The sequence below is a fragment of the Saccharopolyspora flava genome, assembly GCF_900116135.1.
GTDB classification, from domain to species: Bacteria; Actinomycetota; Actinomycetes; order Mycobacteriales; family Pseudonocardiaceae; genus Saccharopolyspora; species Saccharopolyspora flava.
Genome location: NZ_FOZX01000015.1, coordinates 1 through 16,509, shown reverse-complemented (window position 1 = coordinate 16,509; position 16,509 = coordinate 1). Strand labels below are relative to the sequence as shown.

11 protein-coding genes are annotated in these 16,509 nt (G+C 72.1%); 9 read left to right on the top strand and 2 right to left on the bottom strand.

Annotated features, from left to right (window positions below):
- Window positions 1–31 precede the first annotated feature (31 nt).
- The 5 genes from BM424_RS27275 (at window position 32) to BM424_RS27255 (ending at window position 6,065) form a co-directional block, all read left to right on the top strand.
- Window positions 32–562 (top strand): phenolic acid decarboxylase, encoded by a 531-nt coding sequence (locus BM424_RS27275; RefSeq protein WP_093423929.1) that lies wholly within the window; start codon window positions 32–34, stop codon window positions 560–562.
- A 28-nt stretch (window positions 563–590) separates the two neighbouring features.
- The gene (locus tag BM424_RS27270) at window positions 591–2,153 is read left to right on the top strand and encodes a class I adenylate-forming enzyme family protein (protein ID WP_139274186.1); all 1,563 of its coding nucleotides are present in this window, start codon (window positions 591–593) and stop codon (window positions 2,151–2,153) included.
- A 19-nt stretch (window positions 2,154–2,172) separates the two neighbouring features.
- Window positions 2,173–2,931: an SDR family NAD(P)-dependent oxidoreductase gene (locus BM424_RS27265; RefSeq protein ID WP_093423923.1), complete on the top strand. Its 759-nt coding sequence runs from the start codon at window positions 2,173–2,175 to the stop codon at window positions 2,929–2,931.
- Window positions 2,932–3,140: 209 nt separating this feature from the next.
- Window positions 3,141–5,135 carry a neutral/alkaline ceramidase gene (locus tag BM424_RS27260; protein ID WP_093423921.1) on the top strand — a complete coding sequence of 665 codons (1,995 nt, stop codon included), beginning with the start codon at window positions 3,141–3,143 and terminating at the stop codon, window positions 5,133–5,135.
- A 147-nt stretch (window positions 5,136–5,282) separates the two neighbouring features.
- Complete coding sequence (locus BM424_RS27255; protein ID WP_093423918.1) at window positions 5,283–6,065, top strand: Rv0361 family membrane protein; 783 nt, start codon at window positions 5,283–5,285, stop codon at window positions 6,063–6,065.
- 102 nt (window positions 6,066–6,167) lie between these two features.
- Here the strand turns inward: BM424_RS27255 and BM424_RS27250 are convergent, their stop codons facing one another.
- Together BM424_RS27250 and BM424_RS27245 are read right to left on the bottom strand one after the other, a co-directional pair.
- On the bottom strand, window positions 6,168–6,599 hold the full coding sequence (locus BM424_RS27250) for a DoxX family protein (RefSeq protein ID WP_093423916.1): 432 nt from the start codon (window positions 6,597–6,599) through the stop codon (window positions 6,168–6,170).
- Between the two features lie 182 nt (window positions 6,600–6,781).
- The gene (locus tag BM424_RS27245) at window positions 6,782–9,814 is read right to left on the bottom strand and encodes an arabinosyltransferase domain-containing protein (protein WP_093423913.1); all 3,033 of its coding nucleotides are present in this window, start codon (window positions 9,812–9,814) and stop codon (window positions 6,782–6,784) included.
- Window positions 9,815–10,016: 202 nt separating this feature from the next.
- On the opposite strand from BM424_RS27245, the gene BM424_RS27240 reads away from it, so the two are divergent.
- The 4 genes from BM424_RS27240 to tal all read left to right on the top strand — a co-directional run.
- Window positions 10,017–13,079 (top strand): amidohydrolase family protein, encoded by a 3,063-nt coding sequence (locus BM424_RS27240; protein ID WP_245776170.1) that lies wholly within the window; start codon window positions 10,017–10,019, stop codon window positions 13,077–13,079.
- A 270-nt stretch (window positions 13,080–13,349) separates the two neighbouring features.
- Complete coding sequence (locus tag BM424_RS27235; RefSeq protein WP_245776169.1) at window positions 13,350–14,177, top strand: SAM-dependent methyltransferase; 828 nt, start codon at window positions 13,350–13,352, stop codon at window positions 14,175–14,177.
- A gap of 84 nt (window positions 14,178–14,261) precedes the next feature.
- On the top strand, window positions 14,262–15,350 hold the full coding sequence (locus BM424_RS27230; protein ID WP_093423908.1) for a baeRF2 domain-containing protein: 1,089 nt from the start codon (window positions 14,262–14,264) through the stop codon (window positions 15,348–15,350).
- Window positions 15,351–15,430: 80 nt separating this feature from the next.
- Window positions 15,431–16,509, top strand: a 1,079-nt coding sequence (gene tal, locus BM424_RS27225) for a transaldolase (RefSeq protein WP_093424158.1), incomplete at its 3' end; no start/stop codon positions are given.

The window sequence follows — 16,509 nt, the reverse complement described above, 5'->3', positions numbered from 1 at the left end:
TGTCAACGTCAACGAACGGGGGAGCGAGGCAATGAGCGAGTACCCGACCACGGTGGAGAACCCGGTTCCCGAGCAGGACCTGTCCGGCATCGTCGGCCACCGGTTCATCTACACCTACGCCAACGGCTGGCAGTACGAGATGTACGTCAAGAACGAGCGCACCATCGACTACCGGATCCACACCGGTCACGTCGGCGGCCGCTGGGTCAAGGACCAGGAGGTCGACCTGGTGGCGCTCACCCGCGGCGTCTACAAGGTGTCCTGGACCGAGCCGACCGGGACCTCGGTGTCGGTCAACGTCATCCCGGGCGAGCGCGTGCTGCACGGCGTGATCTTCTTCCCGGACTGGATCCGGGAGCACGGCGAGCGCACCGTCCTCTACCAGAACGATCACCTCGACGAGATGCGCAAGTACCGCGACGAGGGGCCGACCTACCCGATCTACGTGGTCCCGGAGTTCGCCCGCATCACGCTGTTCGAGCGCGTCGGTGTCGATGACGACACCGTCATCGACACCGCCCCGGGTGACCTGCCCGCGGGTTGGTCCGACCGCGCGAACTGATCGCCTGACCAAGCGATAGTTTGGTACGGTGCCTCCCGGTGTCCGGTGCGCCGACGCGGGAGGCGTGATGCTGATCAGCGACGTGGTGGCCTTCGCCGCCGAGCGCGAGCCCGAGGTCGCCGCGCTGGAGTTCGAGGGCACCACGTGGACCTTCGGTGAGCTGCGCCGAGCGATCCACCGGCTGGCCCACGGCCTGACCGGGATCGCCCGGCCCGGCGACCGCATCGCCGTGCTCACCGAGAACAACCCCGAGTACGTGCTGGCCTACCACGCGGTCCCGCTGGCGGGCATGGTGCTGCTGCCGGTGAACTACCGGCTCGCACCCCGCGAGGTCGCCGACCTGCTGGCCGACGCCCGGCCCACCGCGATCATCACCGAGGCGAAGTACCTGGACGCGGCCCGGCACGCCGCCGTCGAGGTCTCCTCGATCAGCACGATCATCACCGTCGACGGCAGCTCCGGCACCGCCCTGTCCGAGCTGCTCGACGGGCAGCCCGGCACCGAACCCGAACGGCCGGAGGAGAACTCGCCGGCCTGGCTGCTCTACACCTCCGGTACCACCGGCCGCGCCAAGGGCGCCGTGCTGACCCACCGCAACGTCGTGGCCGGCGCGGTCAACGCGGCGCTGAGCTGGCCGCGCGCCACCGAGCGGCGGCCGGTGGCGCTGGTGCCGTGGCCGCTGTGCCACATCGCCGGGTACAACGTGCTCGTCGCGCACCTGGCGGCCGAGACCGTCGTGCTGCTGCGCCGCTACAGCGCCGAGGGATTCCTCGAGGCCGTGCAGCGCCACCGGGTCACCGCAACCACCGTCGCGCCGACGATGCTGGCGATGCTGCTGCGCCATCCCGCGCTGGAGTCCTGCGACACCTCCACGATCACCCGCATCGGCTACGGCTCGGCGCCGATGCCGGTGGCGACCCTGCGCGAGGCCATGTCCCGGTTCCCGAACGCGGGTTTCCGCGCGGGTTTCGGGATGACCGAGCTCGCGGGCAACGCGCTGGCCCACGGTCCCGACGGGCATCGCGAGGCCGCGGGCGGACGCCCGGAACTGCTGGCCTCGGCCGGAACCCCGATGCTGCTCTCGGCCGCCCGCGTCGTCGACGACGACGGCGCCGAGTGCCCGCCGGAGGTGGTGGGGGAGCTGGAGATCCGCGGCGACCAGGTGTTCTCCGGCTACTGGAACCGGCCCGAGGCCACCGCGGAGGCCTTCCGCGACGGCTGGTTCCGCACCGGCGACCTGGCTCGGCGCGACGCCGAGGGCCGCTACGCCATCGTCGACCGGCGCAAGGACATGATCCTCACCGGCGGCGAGAACGTCTACTCCCGCGAGGTCGAGGACGTCCTGCACCAGCACCCCGGTGTCGCCGCTGCCGCCGTGGTCGGCGCGCCCGACGAGCTCTGGGGCGAGCGGGTCGTGGCCGTCATCGAGCCCGCCGGCGCGGAACACCCCACCGAGCAGGAGATCCGCGAGTTCTGCGCCACCCACCTGGCCGGGTACAAGTGCCCGCGCGCGGTGCTGGTGGTCGACGCGCTGCCGCGCAACACCGCGGGCAAGGTCCTCAAGCGCGAACTCCGGGACCGGGTTCGCTGACCTCGACGAGGAGGATGCAGTGGAGATCAACGGCAAGAAGGCGGTCGTGTTCGGCGGAGCCTCGGGCATGGGCCGCGCGAGCGCGGAACTGCTCGCCGCCCAGGGCGCGTCGGTGGCCATCGCCGACCTGGCGGGCTCGCAGGGCGAGGAGGTCGCCGCGCAACTCGGCGGCAGCTTCCACCCGGTGGACGTGACCGACTTCGAGGGCGTCGAGCGGACCCTGGCCGAGGCCGTCGACGGGCTCGGCGGGCTGCACATCACCGTCACCACCGCGGGCGGCGGGCTCGCGCAGCGCACGCTCGGCAAGCAGGGGCCGCACGACCTCGACGCGTTCCGCCGCATCCTCGACCTCAACACCGTCGGCACCTTCAACATCAGCCGCCTGGCCGCCGCGCACATGAACGCCAACGAGCCCGAGGACGGCGAACGCGGCGTCATCATCAACACCTCCTCGATCGCCGCCTTCGAGGGCCAGGTCGGCCAGGTCGCCTACACCGCCGCCAAGGCCGCGATCGCCGGGATGTGCCTGACGATGGCCCGCGACCTGGGCTCGATGGGCATCCGCGTGCTCGCCATCGCCCCGAGCCTGTTCGACACCGGGATCGTCCAGGGCGCGCCGGAGGAGGTGAAGGCCGCGCTGGTCAAGGACGCGGCGTTCCCGCGCCGCATGGGGCGGCCGGAGGAGTACGCGAAGCTGGTGCGCGCCATCGTCGACAACCCGATGCTCAACGGCCAGTGCCTGCGCCTGGACGCAGGACAGCGCTTCGCCCCGAAGTGAGGAGGTGGGGGAAGTTTTCATGAAAACTTCCCCCACCTCCACCCCACGTGTGTAGGGGTGGTGACGGTTTTCATGAAAACTGTCACCGCCCTGAGATGAGTGGGGTCGAACCGTGATCTCTGGGGATCTTGGCAGTGCGGTGTGATCGGCGTAACCTGCCCGCATCCGATGGACGTGAAGCCAATTCACATTCACTGAGGAGCAGGTGCATGCCCGTCGCTCGCAGACACGTGCTGGCCGCCGCCGTGGCCGCGCCGCTGGCCGCCACGATGCTCGGCGCCACCCCCGCGTCCGGCCAGGGCTCGACCGGGTACCGGGTCGGGCGCGGGGTCGCCGACGTCACCGGCCCGGCCGCCGAGAACGGCATGATGGGCTACTCGATGCCGCAGCAGCAGACCGCCGGCATCCACCTGCGCACCCTGGCTCGCGCGTTCGTCGTCGACGACGGCGCGGGCCGGGTGGTGTTCGTGACCGCCGAGCTCGGCGCGCTGTTCCAGTCGGTGCACCAAGAAGTGATGCGGCGGCTGATCGACACCTACGACGGGCTCTACACCGAGCAGAACGTGCTGCTCAACGCCACGCACACGCACGCAGCGTGCGGCGGCGACTCGCACTACGCCGCCTACGACCTGGCGACCCTCGGGTTCCAGGAGGAGGTGTTCGAGGCCGTCGTCGGCGGCATCACCGAGGCCATCGGCAAGGCCCACGACGACCTGCGGCCGGGAACGCTCGCCCTGGGGCGGGCCGAGCTCACCGACGCCAGCGTCAACCGCTCGCGCAGCGCCTTCGAGCGCAACCCCCGGCAGGACACCGAGCACTTCCCGGACGCCATCGACCCGGCGGTGACGGTGCTGCGCTTCGCCCAGGGCGGCCGCGACGTCGGCGCGATCGCCTGGTTCGCCACCCACGGCACCTCGATGACCAACACCAACCGTCTCATCAGCTCCGACAACAAGGGCTACGCGGCCTTCGCGTGGGAGCAGGACGACCCGGAGTTCGTCGCCTGCTTCGCCCAGACCAACGCCGCCGACATGTCCCCGAACCTGGACCTGGAGCCGGGCACGGGCCCGACCGACGACGAGTTCGACAACACCCGCATCATCGGCGACCGCCAGTTCCGCGCCGCCCGAACGGCTTTCGACAACGCCACGACCCCGATGGCCGGTCCGGTCGGCGCGCTGCTGTCCTACGTGGACATGTCGGAGGTCACCGTGGACGGTCGGTTCACCCCGGACGGCGAGACGCACCGCACCTGCACCGCCGCGATCGGCTGGTCGATGCTGGCCGGCAGCACCGAGGACGGGCCGGGAATCCCCATCGGCGAAGGCCTGCGCAACCCGCTGTGGGACTGGCTGGGCGGCGCGGACGTGCCGATCCCGCCGCAGCTGGCCGATGAGCAGGCGCCGAAACCCGTTGCGGTGCCGTTCGGAGCGATGCCACCACACCCGTGGTGTCCGGAAGTGCTGCCGCTGCAACTGATGCGCCTCGGCGAGCTCTACCTGGTGGCGGGACCCGCCGAGTACACCATCGTCGCCGGACTGCGGATCCGGCGCGCCGTGGCCGCCGAACTCGGCGTGCCGCTGGAGAACGTGCTGATGCAGGGCTACGCCAACGCCTACAGCCAGTACGTCACCACGCCCGAGGAGTACGACGCCCAGCAGTACGAGGGTGCCTCCACCCTGTTCGGCCGCTACACCCTGCCCGCCTACCAGCAGGAGTTCACCCGGCTCGCCGCCGCGATGCGTCGCGGCCGGCGCGTGGCGCTGGGCCCGATCCCGCCGGACATGTCCGGGACGCTGCCGGACCTGCAACCCGGCGTGGTCTTCGACGCCGCACCGCCCGGGCACGACTTCGGCGACGTGCTCACCGAACCCGCGAGCGGCTACCACCGGGGCGAGCGGGTCACCGCCGAGTTCGTCACCGGCCACCCCAAGAACGACCTGCGCCGCGGCGGCACCTTCGTGGAGGTCCAGCGCCTGGTGGACGGCCGCTGGGTCACCGTCGCCGACGACCGCCACTGGGCGACGCGCTACCACTGGGCGCGCACCGGGGTCGCCTCGTCGAAGGCGACGATCACCTGGGACGTTCCCGCCGGGGTGCCCACCGGCCGCTACCGGATCGTCCACAACGGAGACTGGAAGGCCGCCGGTTCCGGGAAGATCACGCCGTTCGCCGGAATCAGCCGCGACTTCCTGGTGGCGTGACGATCGGTCCGGGCGGTGCCCGTGGTCGAATCGTAATGTCCCGTTCCGGGAAAACCAGTGATCAGAGTGCGACACGGGTGGAACTCGCAGCGCTCGTCGCGTACACCTGGGGTCAGCACTTGACAAGTCCCAACCAGGAAGGTGTTCATGACCTCTTCGCCGAACGAGCCCGGCCAGGGCGGCTCCGAGAAGAAGCCCGCTGACGAGACCGAGAACTCGGCTCCGGAGCAGGCCTCGGAGGGCGCGACCGCAGCCGGCCACGGCGAGGCCGAGACCGCGGCCGAGAAGTCGGGCGCGGACCAGCCTGGTCCCGAGCAGAGCGAGAGCGCGCAGGCCGAGGGCGAGGCCAAGAAGGCCGAGCAGACCGACGCCGCCGAGTCCGAGAAGTCCGAGCCCGCCGAGGCGGCTGCGACTTCCGGGGACGCCGGTGCGGCCGAGTCCACTGAGGCCGCTGCGTCCACTGAGGCCGGTGAGGCGGCTGAGTCCGGTGAGCAGCCGAAGAAGAAGCGCAAGACCGGCATGATCATCGCCGTCGCGGCCAGCCTCGTGGTGATCGCGGCCGTGGCCGTGGGTGCCTTCTGGCTGTTCAGCGGTGGCTCCGCGCAGGCGGCCGCCGAGGACTACGCCGCGCTGTCCACCAAGGAGACCCAGGACCCGCGCAGCGTCACCGCCGACGACTACCGCGCGGTGGTCTGCAACGCCGCGATGCCGCAGATCGAGGAGCTGCAGAAGCAGAAGGAGGAGTTCCTGAAGGTCGCCAAGCCGCAGGACTTCGAGATGCTCAAGCAGGTCAAGACCACGGTCAAGGGCGTGCAGGAGAACGGCGACAGCGGCACGGCGACGATGGAGTCCACCGTCCCGGGCCAGCAGCCCGCGACCGCGCAGCTCAAGCTGGTCAAGGAAGACGGCGACTGGAAGCTCTGCGCCTGATTCCCGCTCTTCCCCGGTGGCCGGTCGCTTCGGTGATCGGCCACCATTCGCGTTCCGGGCCGGGTGGGGACCTGGCAGCCGTTGGCAGGTCCTCGGCCCGGATCAGGCCGCCGCGGGCTCGGGCTGACGGCGTCGCGTGCGCACCAGCGCGAGCGCTCCCGGGCCGGTGAAGGCCAGCAGCAGGAACGACCAGGCGAACAAGGCGGCCTGCTCGCCGTCGTTCTGCAGCGGCAGCAGGCCGTCGGGCTGGTGCACGATGAAGTAGGCGTAGGCCATCGAACCGGAGGCGAGCACGGCGGCGCCGCGGTGCAGCACGCCGAAGGCGACCAGCAGGCCGCACACCAGCTGGATCACCGCCGCCCACCACGACGGCCACACGCCGAAGGGCACCGTGCCGCCGCTTCCCGGCGCTCCGCCGAAGACGCCGAACAGCGACGCCGCCCCGTGGCTGGCGAACAGCGCGCCGACGACGATCCGGAAGACACCGAGCGCGTACGGCGCGTAGCTCTCGGTCTTGCCGTCAAGACTGGACATCTCATGACTCCCTGGGTGGTAGCGGACACCCAGTAGCCTCAGGTTAGGCTACCCTAAAGTCAAGGGTGATCAACCCGACTGTCCAGAACTTGAAACGCGCCCGGCTGCGAACGGACGAGCCCGTGCGCACCCCTGGACGCCTCCTGATTCCGCTGGTCAGACAGCTGGTAAACGGCAACGGCTCAGCCGGTGTACTCGCGTCCGATGTAGTCCTCGCCCGCCAGCGTCGGCAGCCGCGTCCAGCCCGCCCGGTCCTGGAACCGGTGCTCGACGTCCACCCGGAGCGGCTCGGCGGCGTACAGGACCCGGTCCACGTTGCCCCACGGCGGGGTCTCCGGCCCGCCCGGCAGCACCGAGATCATCCGCACCGCGGTGGCCGTCTGTGTGCTGGTGGCGAAGTTGCCGCCCCAGTCGGTGAACGTGGAGTTGGACAGCACGCCCGCGTCGATGTGCTCGTCGGCGCTGAGCCGCACCGCCGGCGGCGTGGTGATGCCGTCGGCGACCGGGGCCTGCTCGACGTCGGGCCACAGCACCGCCGAGAGCTGATCGGCGAAGACGACCCGGCCGTCGGTGACCGTCGTGACCGGCCGCAGCTTCGTCAGCCGCGGTTGACCCACCGCCAGCCACGGCCCGCGCTGCTCGACGACGACCCGGACCGCGCGCACCGGGCGCGGCAGCGGCACCGCGAGTTCCTGCCAGTGCCGCGCGCCCAGCGCGTCGTCCGGTCCCAGCGGGCCGTTCGGTCCCGGCGCGGCCTCGCGGTCGAGCGGCAGGTCCACGACGCCGGTCGGGGTGTCGGCCTGCACCGACAGCCGGTGCGCGGAGAGCCGCTCGCCGAGCACCGGAACCGTCACGTGGGTGGCATCGCCGGTGGCCGGGACCGGGTACCAGCCGGTGGTGAGGCTTCCGCCGCCGGTGGCCGGGACGGTGTTGCTGTGCCACACCGCCCCGGGCGCGGCCGGTGGGACCGGCAGGGGAGCGGTCGTGGCGAAATCGCCGCCCAGGACGGCGGGTTCGGCCGGTTCGGGCGGCTGGACGTCGGCGTCGGCGAGGACCTGGACGTGATCGGCCAGGCCGCCGGTGCCCGAGGTGACCTGCTCGACGCCGCCGCGGGCCACCGTCCACCCCGGGGCCTGCCGGAACGGCGCGTAGCCGAACACCGCGACCATCCCGGCGACCAGCAGCAGCGCGATGGCCAGCAGCACGCCGCGCTCGGGACGCAGCAGCACCCCGAGGTGGCGACGACGCCGCCACAGGCCGAACCCGGCGATCGCCAGCGCCAGCCCGACCCACAGCTTCGCGTCGTGCAGGAACACGTCCCCGACGTGCGGGGCGGTCATGGTCAGCTCGATCTTCGACGGCGCCGGGGGCAGGTGGTTGCCGAAGGACTGTCCGCGGTCGCTGAACGGCTTCCAGATGTTCGGGCCGGAGAACCCGGCCGCCGCCACCGCGATCAGCACTCCTGTGGCGGCGATGCTCGCCACCACGCCCGTGGTGCGCGGCAGCGGTGAGCGCAGCAGCGCGGTCGTGAGCAGCACGATCGCCGGTGCCGCCACGACGCCGAAGTGGACGACCCACTTGGTGGGGCTCAGCGCGAGCAGCGCCATCGCCAGGACGGTGATCGCGGCGCTGGAGAGCATCAGGCAGCGGATCGTGCCGGGCGCGGTGCGCCGTCCCCGCCCGAGCGCCACCAGCAGTCCCACGCCGAGCGTCATGAGCACCGGCAGCCGCAGCGCCCACGGTCCGGTCATGAGGCTCTCGACGTGCCGCCACTCCTCGAACCAGGCGAACGAGGCGTAGTACCAGCGGTGCACCTTCGTGGCCTCGACGACGTCGCCGAAGGTTGCGTCGGCGAAACCGACCGGCACGAGCGCCGTTCCGGCCGCCACCAGCGTCAAACCCGCTGCTGCCCGTGATGTCCAGGACCGATCGCGCAGCCACCGCCACAACCACGGCAGCGCGGGCACCAGCGGCGCCCACGCCACCAGTCCCGACGGCGAGCAGCTCAACCCCAGCGCCGCGACGAGCGTCGCCGCGGCGGCGGCCGGGACGCTCTCGCGACGGCGGGCGAGCTCGGCCAGCAGCATCGTCGCGGCGGTCAGGCACAGGATGAGCGGTTCCGGGCGCAGCGACATGCCGTAGGGCAGCCACCAGGACAGGAACGCCAGTCCCAGCGCCCACGGCACCCACCGGTGCCGGGACGCGCGGCCCAGCGCCATCTCCAGGAAAACGCGCAGGAACACCCAGGTCAGCAGGCCGTAGGCCAGCGGGAGCAGCCGCAACCACCACAGCGAGAACTCGCCGAGCCCGCCCCAGAACTGCATGAGGTACTGGCTGAGCACGAACGGGTTCTCGGTGACGTTGAACATGTACACGTAGTTGCCGAGGTAGCCGGATTCGGCCGCGTTGCGCGACATCAGCGCGTACCAGGCGTCGTCGTAGCCCATCGGCCCGAGCAGCACCCAGGACGCGGCCACCGCCGCGACGACCAGGTCCACCGGGCGCGGGCGGAGGCGCGGCACCCGCACCCGGCCCCAGATCCGTCGGGCGAGCACGAGCGTCGCGACCAGCGCGGCCAGATGCGCCAGCAGCAGAGCGGTTTTCAGGCCGGTGGGCGTGGAGTTGTAGCGGTCGTCGGTGTGCAGGGTGACGCCGAGACCGGCCGACTCCGCGAGTCCCGCCGCCGCGGTGGACAGCACCGACACCTCGGGCACCAGAACACCGGGCACCTGCGTCAGCTCCCGGCCGTCGCGGGAGACCTCCAGCCCGGCGGCCGTGACCGCGACGCGGTAGGCGCAGGCCCCGGCCGGGACGGGCTCGGCGAAGACCTGAGAACCGTTCGCGAGCACCGAGATCCGGCCACCGCCTGCGGCGATCGTCAGCCCGCCCTCGGGGTCGGCCGCGGCCGGAACGGTGCGCAGGGCGTCGCCGGTGCCGACGGCGCGCAGCGCGGCGCACGGGACCGCCGCCTCCAGCGACAGCGGGCGCGGCGGGCTCAGCGGCAGCGCCGTCGGCACCGGCGACCGGCCCGCCTGCGGCCAGGTCACGACCGGGTCCGAGGCGGTGACCGGCGCGAACGGGATCGCGATGCCCAGCAGCACCGTCACCGCCGCCAGTGCCGCGCACCACCAGGTGCGGCGCCTGGCCGGGATCGGGCGCCGCGCGCGGTGCGGCGACGGGACTTCGCTCAGTTCCAGGGAAGGGGAGACGACCACGCCTCACCATCGACGTCCGGTGGCGTCAACTGCATTACACGATCGAGGGTGCGGAAACACCGGTCACTCGCCGATCTTGAAGCAGGGGCGACGGAATCGATCGGGTTCACCGATGCTGACTCTTCGGCGGATTGTGCGCGAGAAGCACCGCGCCGGACGATCGATCGGCTCGCGGATGTCGACGGGATGTCGGGGTGTGGCGATGACTTCACGGTGGAAGATCACTCGGCGGCGCGCGTTGCAGGCCGGAACCGGGGCGGCGGCACTGGCTCTCGCGCCACCCGGCATCGGGCTGGCGGCGACGGCCGGGGTGACGCTGCGGCAGGGCACCAACATCAGCGCCGCCGTCGCACCGGACGGGCGGATCGCCTTCGACCTGGTCAGCGCGATCTGGCTGCTCGAACCAGGGGGAGAGCGGGCCCGCAAGCTCACCGGCGAGCTGCAGGACGCCACCCAGCCGGACTTCGCCCCGGACGGCCGGAGCCTGGTGTTCCAGTCGTACCGCGACGGTCAGTTCCACCTCTGGACGATGGCGGTGGACGGCTCCGGTCTGCGGCAGCTCACGGCGGGCGGCAACGACCACCGGGAGCCGAAGTTCTCGCCGGACGGGCGGTTCCTCGCGTTCTCCTCCGACCGGGCGGGCGGTTACCAGGTCTTCACGATGGACCTGGGGACCGGCGTCATCAGCCAGGTCACCCGCGACCGGGCGGACGTGTCGATGCCGAACTGGTCGCCCGACGGGTCCGCGCTGGTCTACGTCGCCGGGGACACCGCGATCGAGCGCGTCGAGATCGCCTCCGGGCAGGTCAGCACCCTCGTCGAGGGGGAGGCGGAGCTGTCCGGGCCGAGCCTGGCGGCGGACGGGCGACTGGCCCACGTCCGGCTGGAGGGGGCGAGACGGGACCTGATCGTCGACGGCCGGGCCGTGACCGAAGGCGAGGACGTGTTCGGGTTCGCGCCGCGCTGGACCGGCCCCGACTCGCTGCTCTACACCGCCGGCGGCGCGCTGCGCACCCGCGTGCTGACCGGCGGGCGGCGCGACATCCCGTTCACCGCCGAGGTTCCCGTCCTGGGCTCGCGCGACTACCGGCGTCGCCGCCCGGGCGTGCGCGGACCGGACGTGACCGGCATCGCGAGCCCGGTGTGCTCCCGCGACGGCGAGCAGATCGCGTTCCGGGCGCTCAACGCGCTGTGGGTGCTGCCGATCGGCCAGGAGCCCCGGAAGGTCGTGTCCGACGGGTACTTCGCCTCCGACCCCGACTTCTCGCCCGACGGCCGGTTCCTGCTCTACAGCAGCGACCGCACCGGCACCCCCGACCTCTGGCTGCACGAGCTCGCCACCGGTGCCGAGCGGCGGATCACCGACGTCGAAGGCGCGGCGATCACACCCCGGTTCGCCCCGGACGGGACGCGGATCGCCTACCAGGACCAGGACGGCGCGACCTGGATCGCCGACCTCGACGGCGGCCCGCCGCGCCAGGTCACCTCGCCGATGTTCCAGCCCGGCCGCCCGGACTTCTCGCCCGACGGGCGCACGCTCGTGCTCGCGGCGGTCAAGCCCTACGCCACGCGAGTGCGGGAGGGAACCAGCCAGATCGTGCGCGTCGACATCGGCACCGGGGCGCTGCGGTACACCGAGGTGCTGCCGTTCCGGTCGCTGGCCACGCGCGGCGACGACGGCCCGGTGTGGTCGCCCGACGGCCGGCACCTGGCGTTCGTGATGGAGTCGACGGCCTGGATCGCGCCCGTCGACGCGGCAGGCGCGTTCACCGGCGCGCCCCGCCAGGTCACCACCGAGCTGACCGACTCGCTGAGCTGGCGCGACGCCGAGCACCTGGTGTTCCTCAACGGCGGCCGGCTGCGCTCGGTGCACATCGGCACCGGCGAGGTCAGCCCGATCGCCCTGGAAATGCGGTGGAATCCGGCGCGCACCAGCGAGCACCGGGTGGTGCGGGTCGGCGCGCTGTGGGACGGGGTCGCCACCGACCTGCGCCGCGACGTCGACGTCGTGCTGGCGGGCGAGCGCGTCGCCGCGGTCCTGCCCGCCCAGGACGGGCGGGCGCAGGTCGAGGCGCGGGAGCTGACGGCGATGCCGGGGCTGGTCGACGCGCACGTGCACTGGCACCTGCGCGGCAGGCAGTGGGGCGACCGGCAGGGCCGCACCTGGCTCGCCTACGGCGTGACCACGACCCGCTCACCGGGCGATCCCGCTTACCAGATGCAGGAGACGCGGGAAGCGCTGAGCTCCGGCGATCGCGTGGGGCCGCGGTACTTCGCCACCGGCGAGGCCATCGACGGCGGCCGCATCTACTACAACTTCATGCGCCCGACGCTCAGCGAGCACCAGCTGGACCTGGAGATGCGGCGCGCGTCCACGTTGGACTACGACCTGGTGAAGACCTACGTGCGGCTGCCGGTGCACCTGCAGCGGGCGGCGATCGCGCGGGCGCACGCCGAAGGCAGGCCGCTGAGCTCGCACTACGTCTACCCGGCGGCGCACCTGGGCATGGACGGCATGGAGCACACCGGCGCCACCAACCGGCTCGGCTACTCCCACACCTGCGACGAGCTCGGGCGCTCCTACGACGACGCGGTGGAGCTGTTCCTGGCGAGCGGCATGTCGATCACGCCGACGCTGTTCACCTCCCCGGCGCTCTACGCCTCGGACCGGTCGCTGGTCGACGACCGGCGCACGCGGGTGCTGTTCCCGCCGTGGGAGTACCAGCGGCTGCTGGGCGAGGCGGCGGACGCGGCCGGCCCCGACGGGGAGACCGCCCGGGCGCAACTGGCCGGTCAGGTCGAGATGGTGCTGCGGATCCACCGCGGCGGCGGGTTCGTCATCGCCGGAACCGACTCTCCGCTGGACAACATCGCGGTCTCGCTGCACATGAACCTCCGCGCGATGGTCGCCCACGGCTTCACCCCGCACGAAGCCCTCACCACGGCCACTCGCAACCCGGCCCGCTGGCTCGGTCTGCAGGGCGAGCTCGGGGAGATCCGCCCCGGCGCCTACGCCGATCTCGTCCTGGTCGAGGGCGACCCGCTGACCGACATCACCGCGGCCGCTGCGGTCCGCACCACCTACCGCGGCGGCGTCCCGCACACCCCGGACTCCCTCCTCGCCCCCTTCGAAACCACGCCGACGGCGACCTCGGCCCCGGTCACCCGCACCGGCCCGGCCGCCCGGGAAACCAACCCGGCCTACTGGTGGCACGAACCCGAGTGGGCCCAACGCCTCTGTTGCGACCACCCCCGCTCCACCTGAGCCAGGGGCACCCCCGGGAGGCGCGGTCCTGGAGGGGGGGCAGTTTTAGTGATAACTGTCCATGATCAATCTCTCATCGAGGTGGGTGATTAGGGCAAAAACCGTCCCCTGCCAACGGAGACGGGGCGGTGGCGGGAAGCCTTCCGCCGAGGTCGCGGGATTCGCGTCCGTTATGTCCGGGACAGTTCTGGCAAAAACCGTCCCCGGGTGAGGAGCGGTATGGCCGCACCGCAGCGCTGATCGGGCCGTTAGGCTGTGAAAGGTCTGTTGGTGAGCGGGGGAGGCGCGTTGGTGCTGCCGGAGCCGGAGCGGACGGGTGCGAAGGTCGACGTCGACCGCCCGAACTCGGCGCGGATGTACGACTACTACCTGGGCGGTTCGACGAACTTCGCCGTCGATCGCGAGGCCGCCGAGGCCGGGCTGACGGCGATGCCCTACGCCCGCGACTACGCGGTCGCCAACCGGGCGTTCCTGCGCCGCGCGGTGAGCCACCTGGCGAGCCAGGGCGTGGACCAGTTCCTCGACCTCGGCTCGGGCATCCCGACCGTCGGCAACGTCCACGAGATCGCCCACCGGCACAACCCGCAGGCCCGCGTCGCCTACGTCGACCACGAGCCGGTCGCCGTCGCCCACGCGCGGGCGCTGCTCGGCGAGAACCCGACGGTCTCCATCGACGAGGCCGACATCCGCGACCCCGAAGCGGTGCTCAACGCCCACGGCGTCGCCAAGATCGACTTCAGCCGTCCGGTGGCGGTGCTGGCCGTGGCGATCCTGCCGTTCGTGCCCGACCAGGACGAGGCCACCGCGCTCACCGCCGCCTACCGCGACGCCTGCCCGCCGGGCAGCTACCTCGCGGTCACCCACATCTCGCAGCTGGCCGCCACCGACGAGCAGGTCGTGGCCGCCGAGGAGGTCATGGCCCGGACGCCGACGCCGGTGCGCTGGCGCCCGCCGAACGAGATCGCCGAGCTCCTCGACGGCTACGAGCTCCTGCCGCCCGGCCTGGTCCCCACCCCGAGCTGGCACCCGGAGCAGCCGCCGAGCGAGGACGACATCGCCCGCGCCAACGCCTACGCCGCGGTCGGCCGCCTGGTTTAACCGGCCGCCTCACCCGGGAAGGCCCGGGGCACGGCCTCCGCGCGGCGGAGGCGAGTCCCCGAGCGGAACGCAGGTGATGCAGCCGTGGAGATCGGATCTCTGCAGCACGTCTTCGAACGGCCGGGCCCGTTCGTGACCGCCTACCTGGACACCTCGGGTGATGCTGAGGACGCGGCCAAGGCGATCGAGCTGCGCTGGCGGGCGGTCCGCGAACGGCTCCAGGAGCAGGGCGCCGACGCCTCCGCCCTGGACGCCATCGAGGCGCACGTCCGCGAGCACCGCGCCCAGACCGGCCGGCGCGGCCAGGTCCTGGTCGCCCGCGACGACCAGGTGGTGCTGCAGGACGAGCTGCCCGAGCCACCGACCGACCTGCCCACCGAGGACCAGGCCCACGTCGGCCCGATCCCGCACCTGATGCCCTACCTGCGGCGGTGCATGACGACGGTGCCGTTCCTGATCGCCGACGTCGACCGCACCGGCGCGGATCTGACGCTGGTGCGCGGCCCGGGCGAGGTCGAGCGGGTCCGCGTCGACGGCGAGAACCACCCGGTGCACAAGACCCGCGCCGGCGACGAGGAGAACCACCAGCGGTTCCACATGTCGGTGGAGGAGCGCTGGAAGCGCAACGCCGAGGCCTCGGCCGGGGAGATCGCCGAGCGCGCGAGCAAGATCGGTGCCCTGGCGATCGTGCTCACCGGCGAGGACCAGCAGCGCGCCCTGGTGCGCGACCTGCTCGGCGAGCAGGATCGGGTGATCGAACCCGACTCCCGCGCCGCCTCGCCGGAGCAGCTGCGCCGGGAGGTCACGCGCCGCGTCCACGACGCCGAGATCGCCGACGTCGTGGAGGAGTTCCAGCGCGAGGCCGGACGCGGTGAGCGCGCCGTGGAGGGCTGGCAGGACACCGTCGAGGCCCTGCGGCGAGGCCAGGTCCGCACGCTGCTGTGGACCGCCGACGATCACGCGGGCGACCTGCACGTCGGCTCCGCCGCCACCGAGCTCGCCGCCGACGAGCGGGCCCTGACCGACTCCGGCGGCGAGGTCGTCGGCGACGCTCCGGCGAGCGCGGCGGTGGTCCGCGCCCTGGCGGGCACCGACGCGGACCTGGTGATCACCGAACCGGACGCGATCGACCTGACCGGCGGCATCGGCGCCGTCCTGCGCTACGTCGCCTGACCCGCGCCGCGGTTCCGGATGCATGGGACGCGCGCCGAGCGGGTAGGCGAAGGGGAGACCCGCACGGGATTGGAGGACGCCTGGTGGCGAACGCGAATCTGAAGGCGCTGAGCGACCTCGGGGTGTCGATCTGGCTGGACGACCTGTCGCGCAACCGGATCCGCTCCGGGGGTTTCGACGAGCTGATCGCCGACTACCACCTGGTCGGCGCGACGAGCAATCCGACGATCTTCGCCGGTGCGGTGTCGAAGGAGCCCGACTACGACGAGCAGGTCGCCGAGCTGGCGAAGGCGGGCGTGAGCACCGATCAGGCGGTGCGCACGATCACCACCGACGACGTGCGCGAGGCGGCCGACATCTTCCGCCCGGTCCACGAGCGGACCGGTGGTGTGGACGGCCGGGTCTCGCTGGAGGTCGACCCGCGCCTGGCGCACGACACCGACAAGACGGTGGCCGAGGCGATCGATCTGTGGAAGGCCGTGGACCGGCCGAACCTGATGGTCAAGATCCCGGCGACGCTGGCCGGTTTGCCGGCGATCACGAAGGTGATCGGCGAGGGCATCAGCGTGAACGTGACGCTGATCTTCTCGGTGGAGCGCTACAAGCAGGTCATGGACGCGTTCCTGGCGGGTCTGGAGCTGGCCAAGGCCAACGGCCACGACCTGGCCTCGATCGAGTCGGTGGCGTCGTTCTTCGTCTCCCGCGTGGACACCGAGATCGACAAGCGCCTGGACGCGATGCAGGAGGGCCACCCGCTGCGGGGCAAGGCCGCGATCGCCAACGCCCGGCTGGCCTACGCCGCCTACCAGGAGGTCTTCTCGACCGAGCGGTGGAACGCCCTGAAGGCCGAGGGTGCTCGGGCGCAGCGTCCGCTGTGGGCCTCGACCGGGGTCAAGGACAAGTCCTACTCCGACACCCGCTACGTCGACGAGCTCGCGGCGCCGAACACGGTCAACACGATGCCGGAGTCGACGCTGCAGGCCACGGCCGATCACGCCGACGTGCGCGGTGACCTGGTCACCGGCACCGCGGCCGAGTCGCAGCAGGTCTTCGACGACCTGGCCGCGGCGGGCATCGACCTCGACGACGTGTTCAAGGTCCTCGAGACCGAGGGCGTCGACAAGTTCGAGAAGTCCTGGACCGAACTCCTCGACACCGT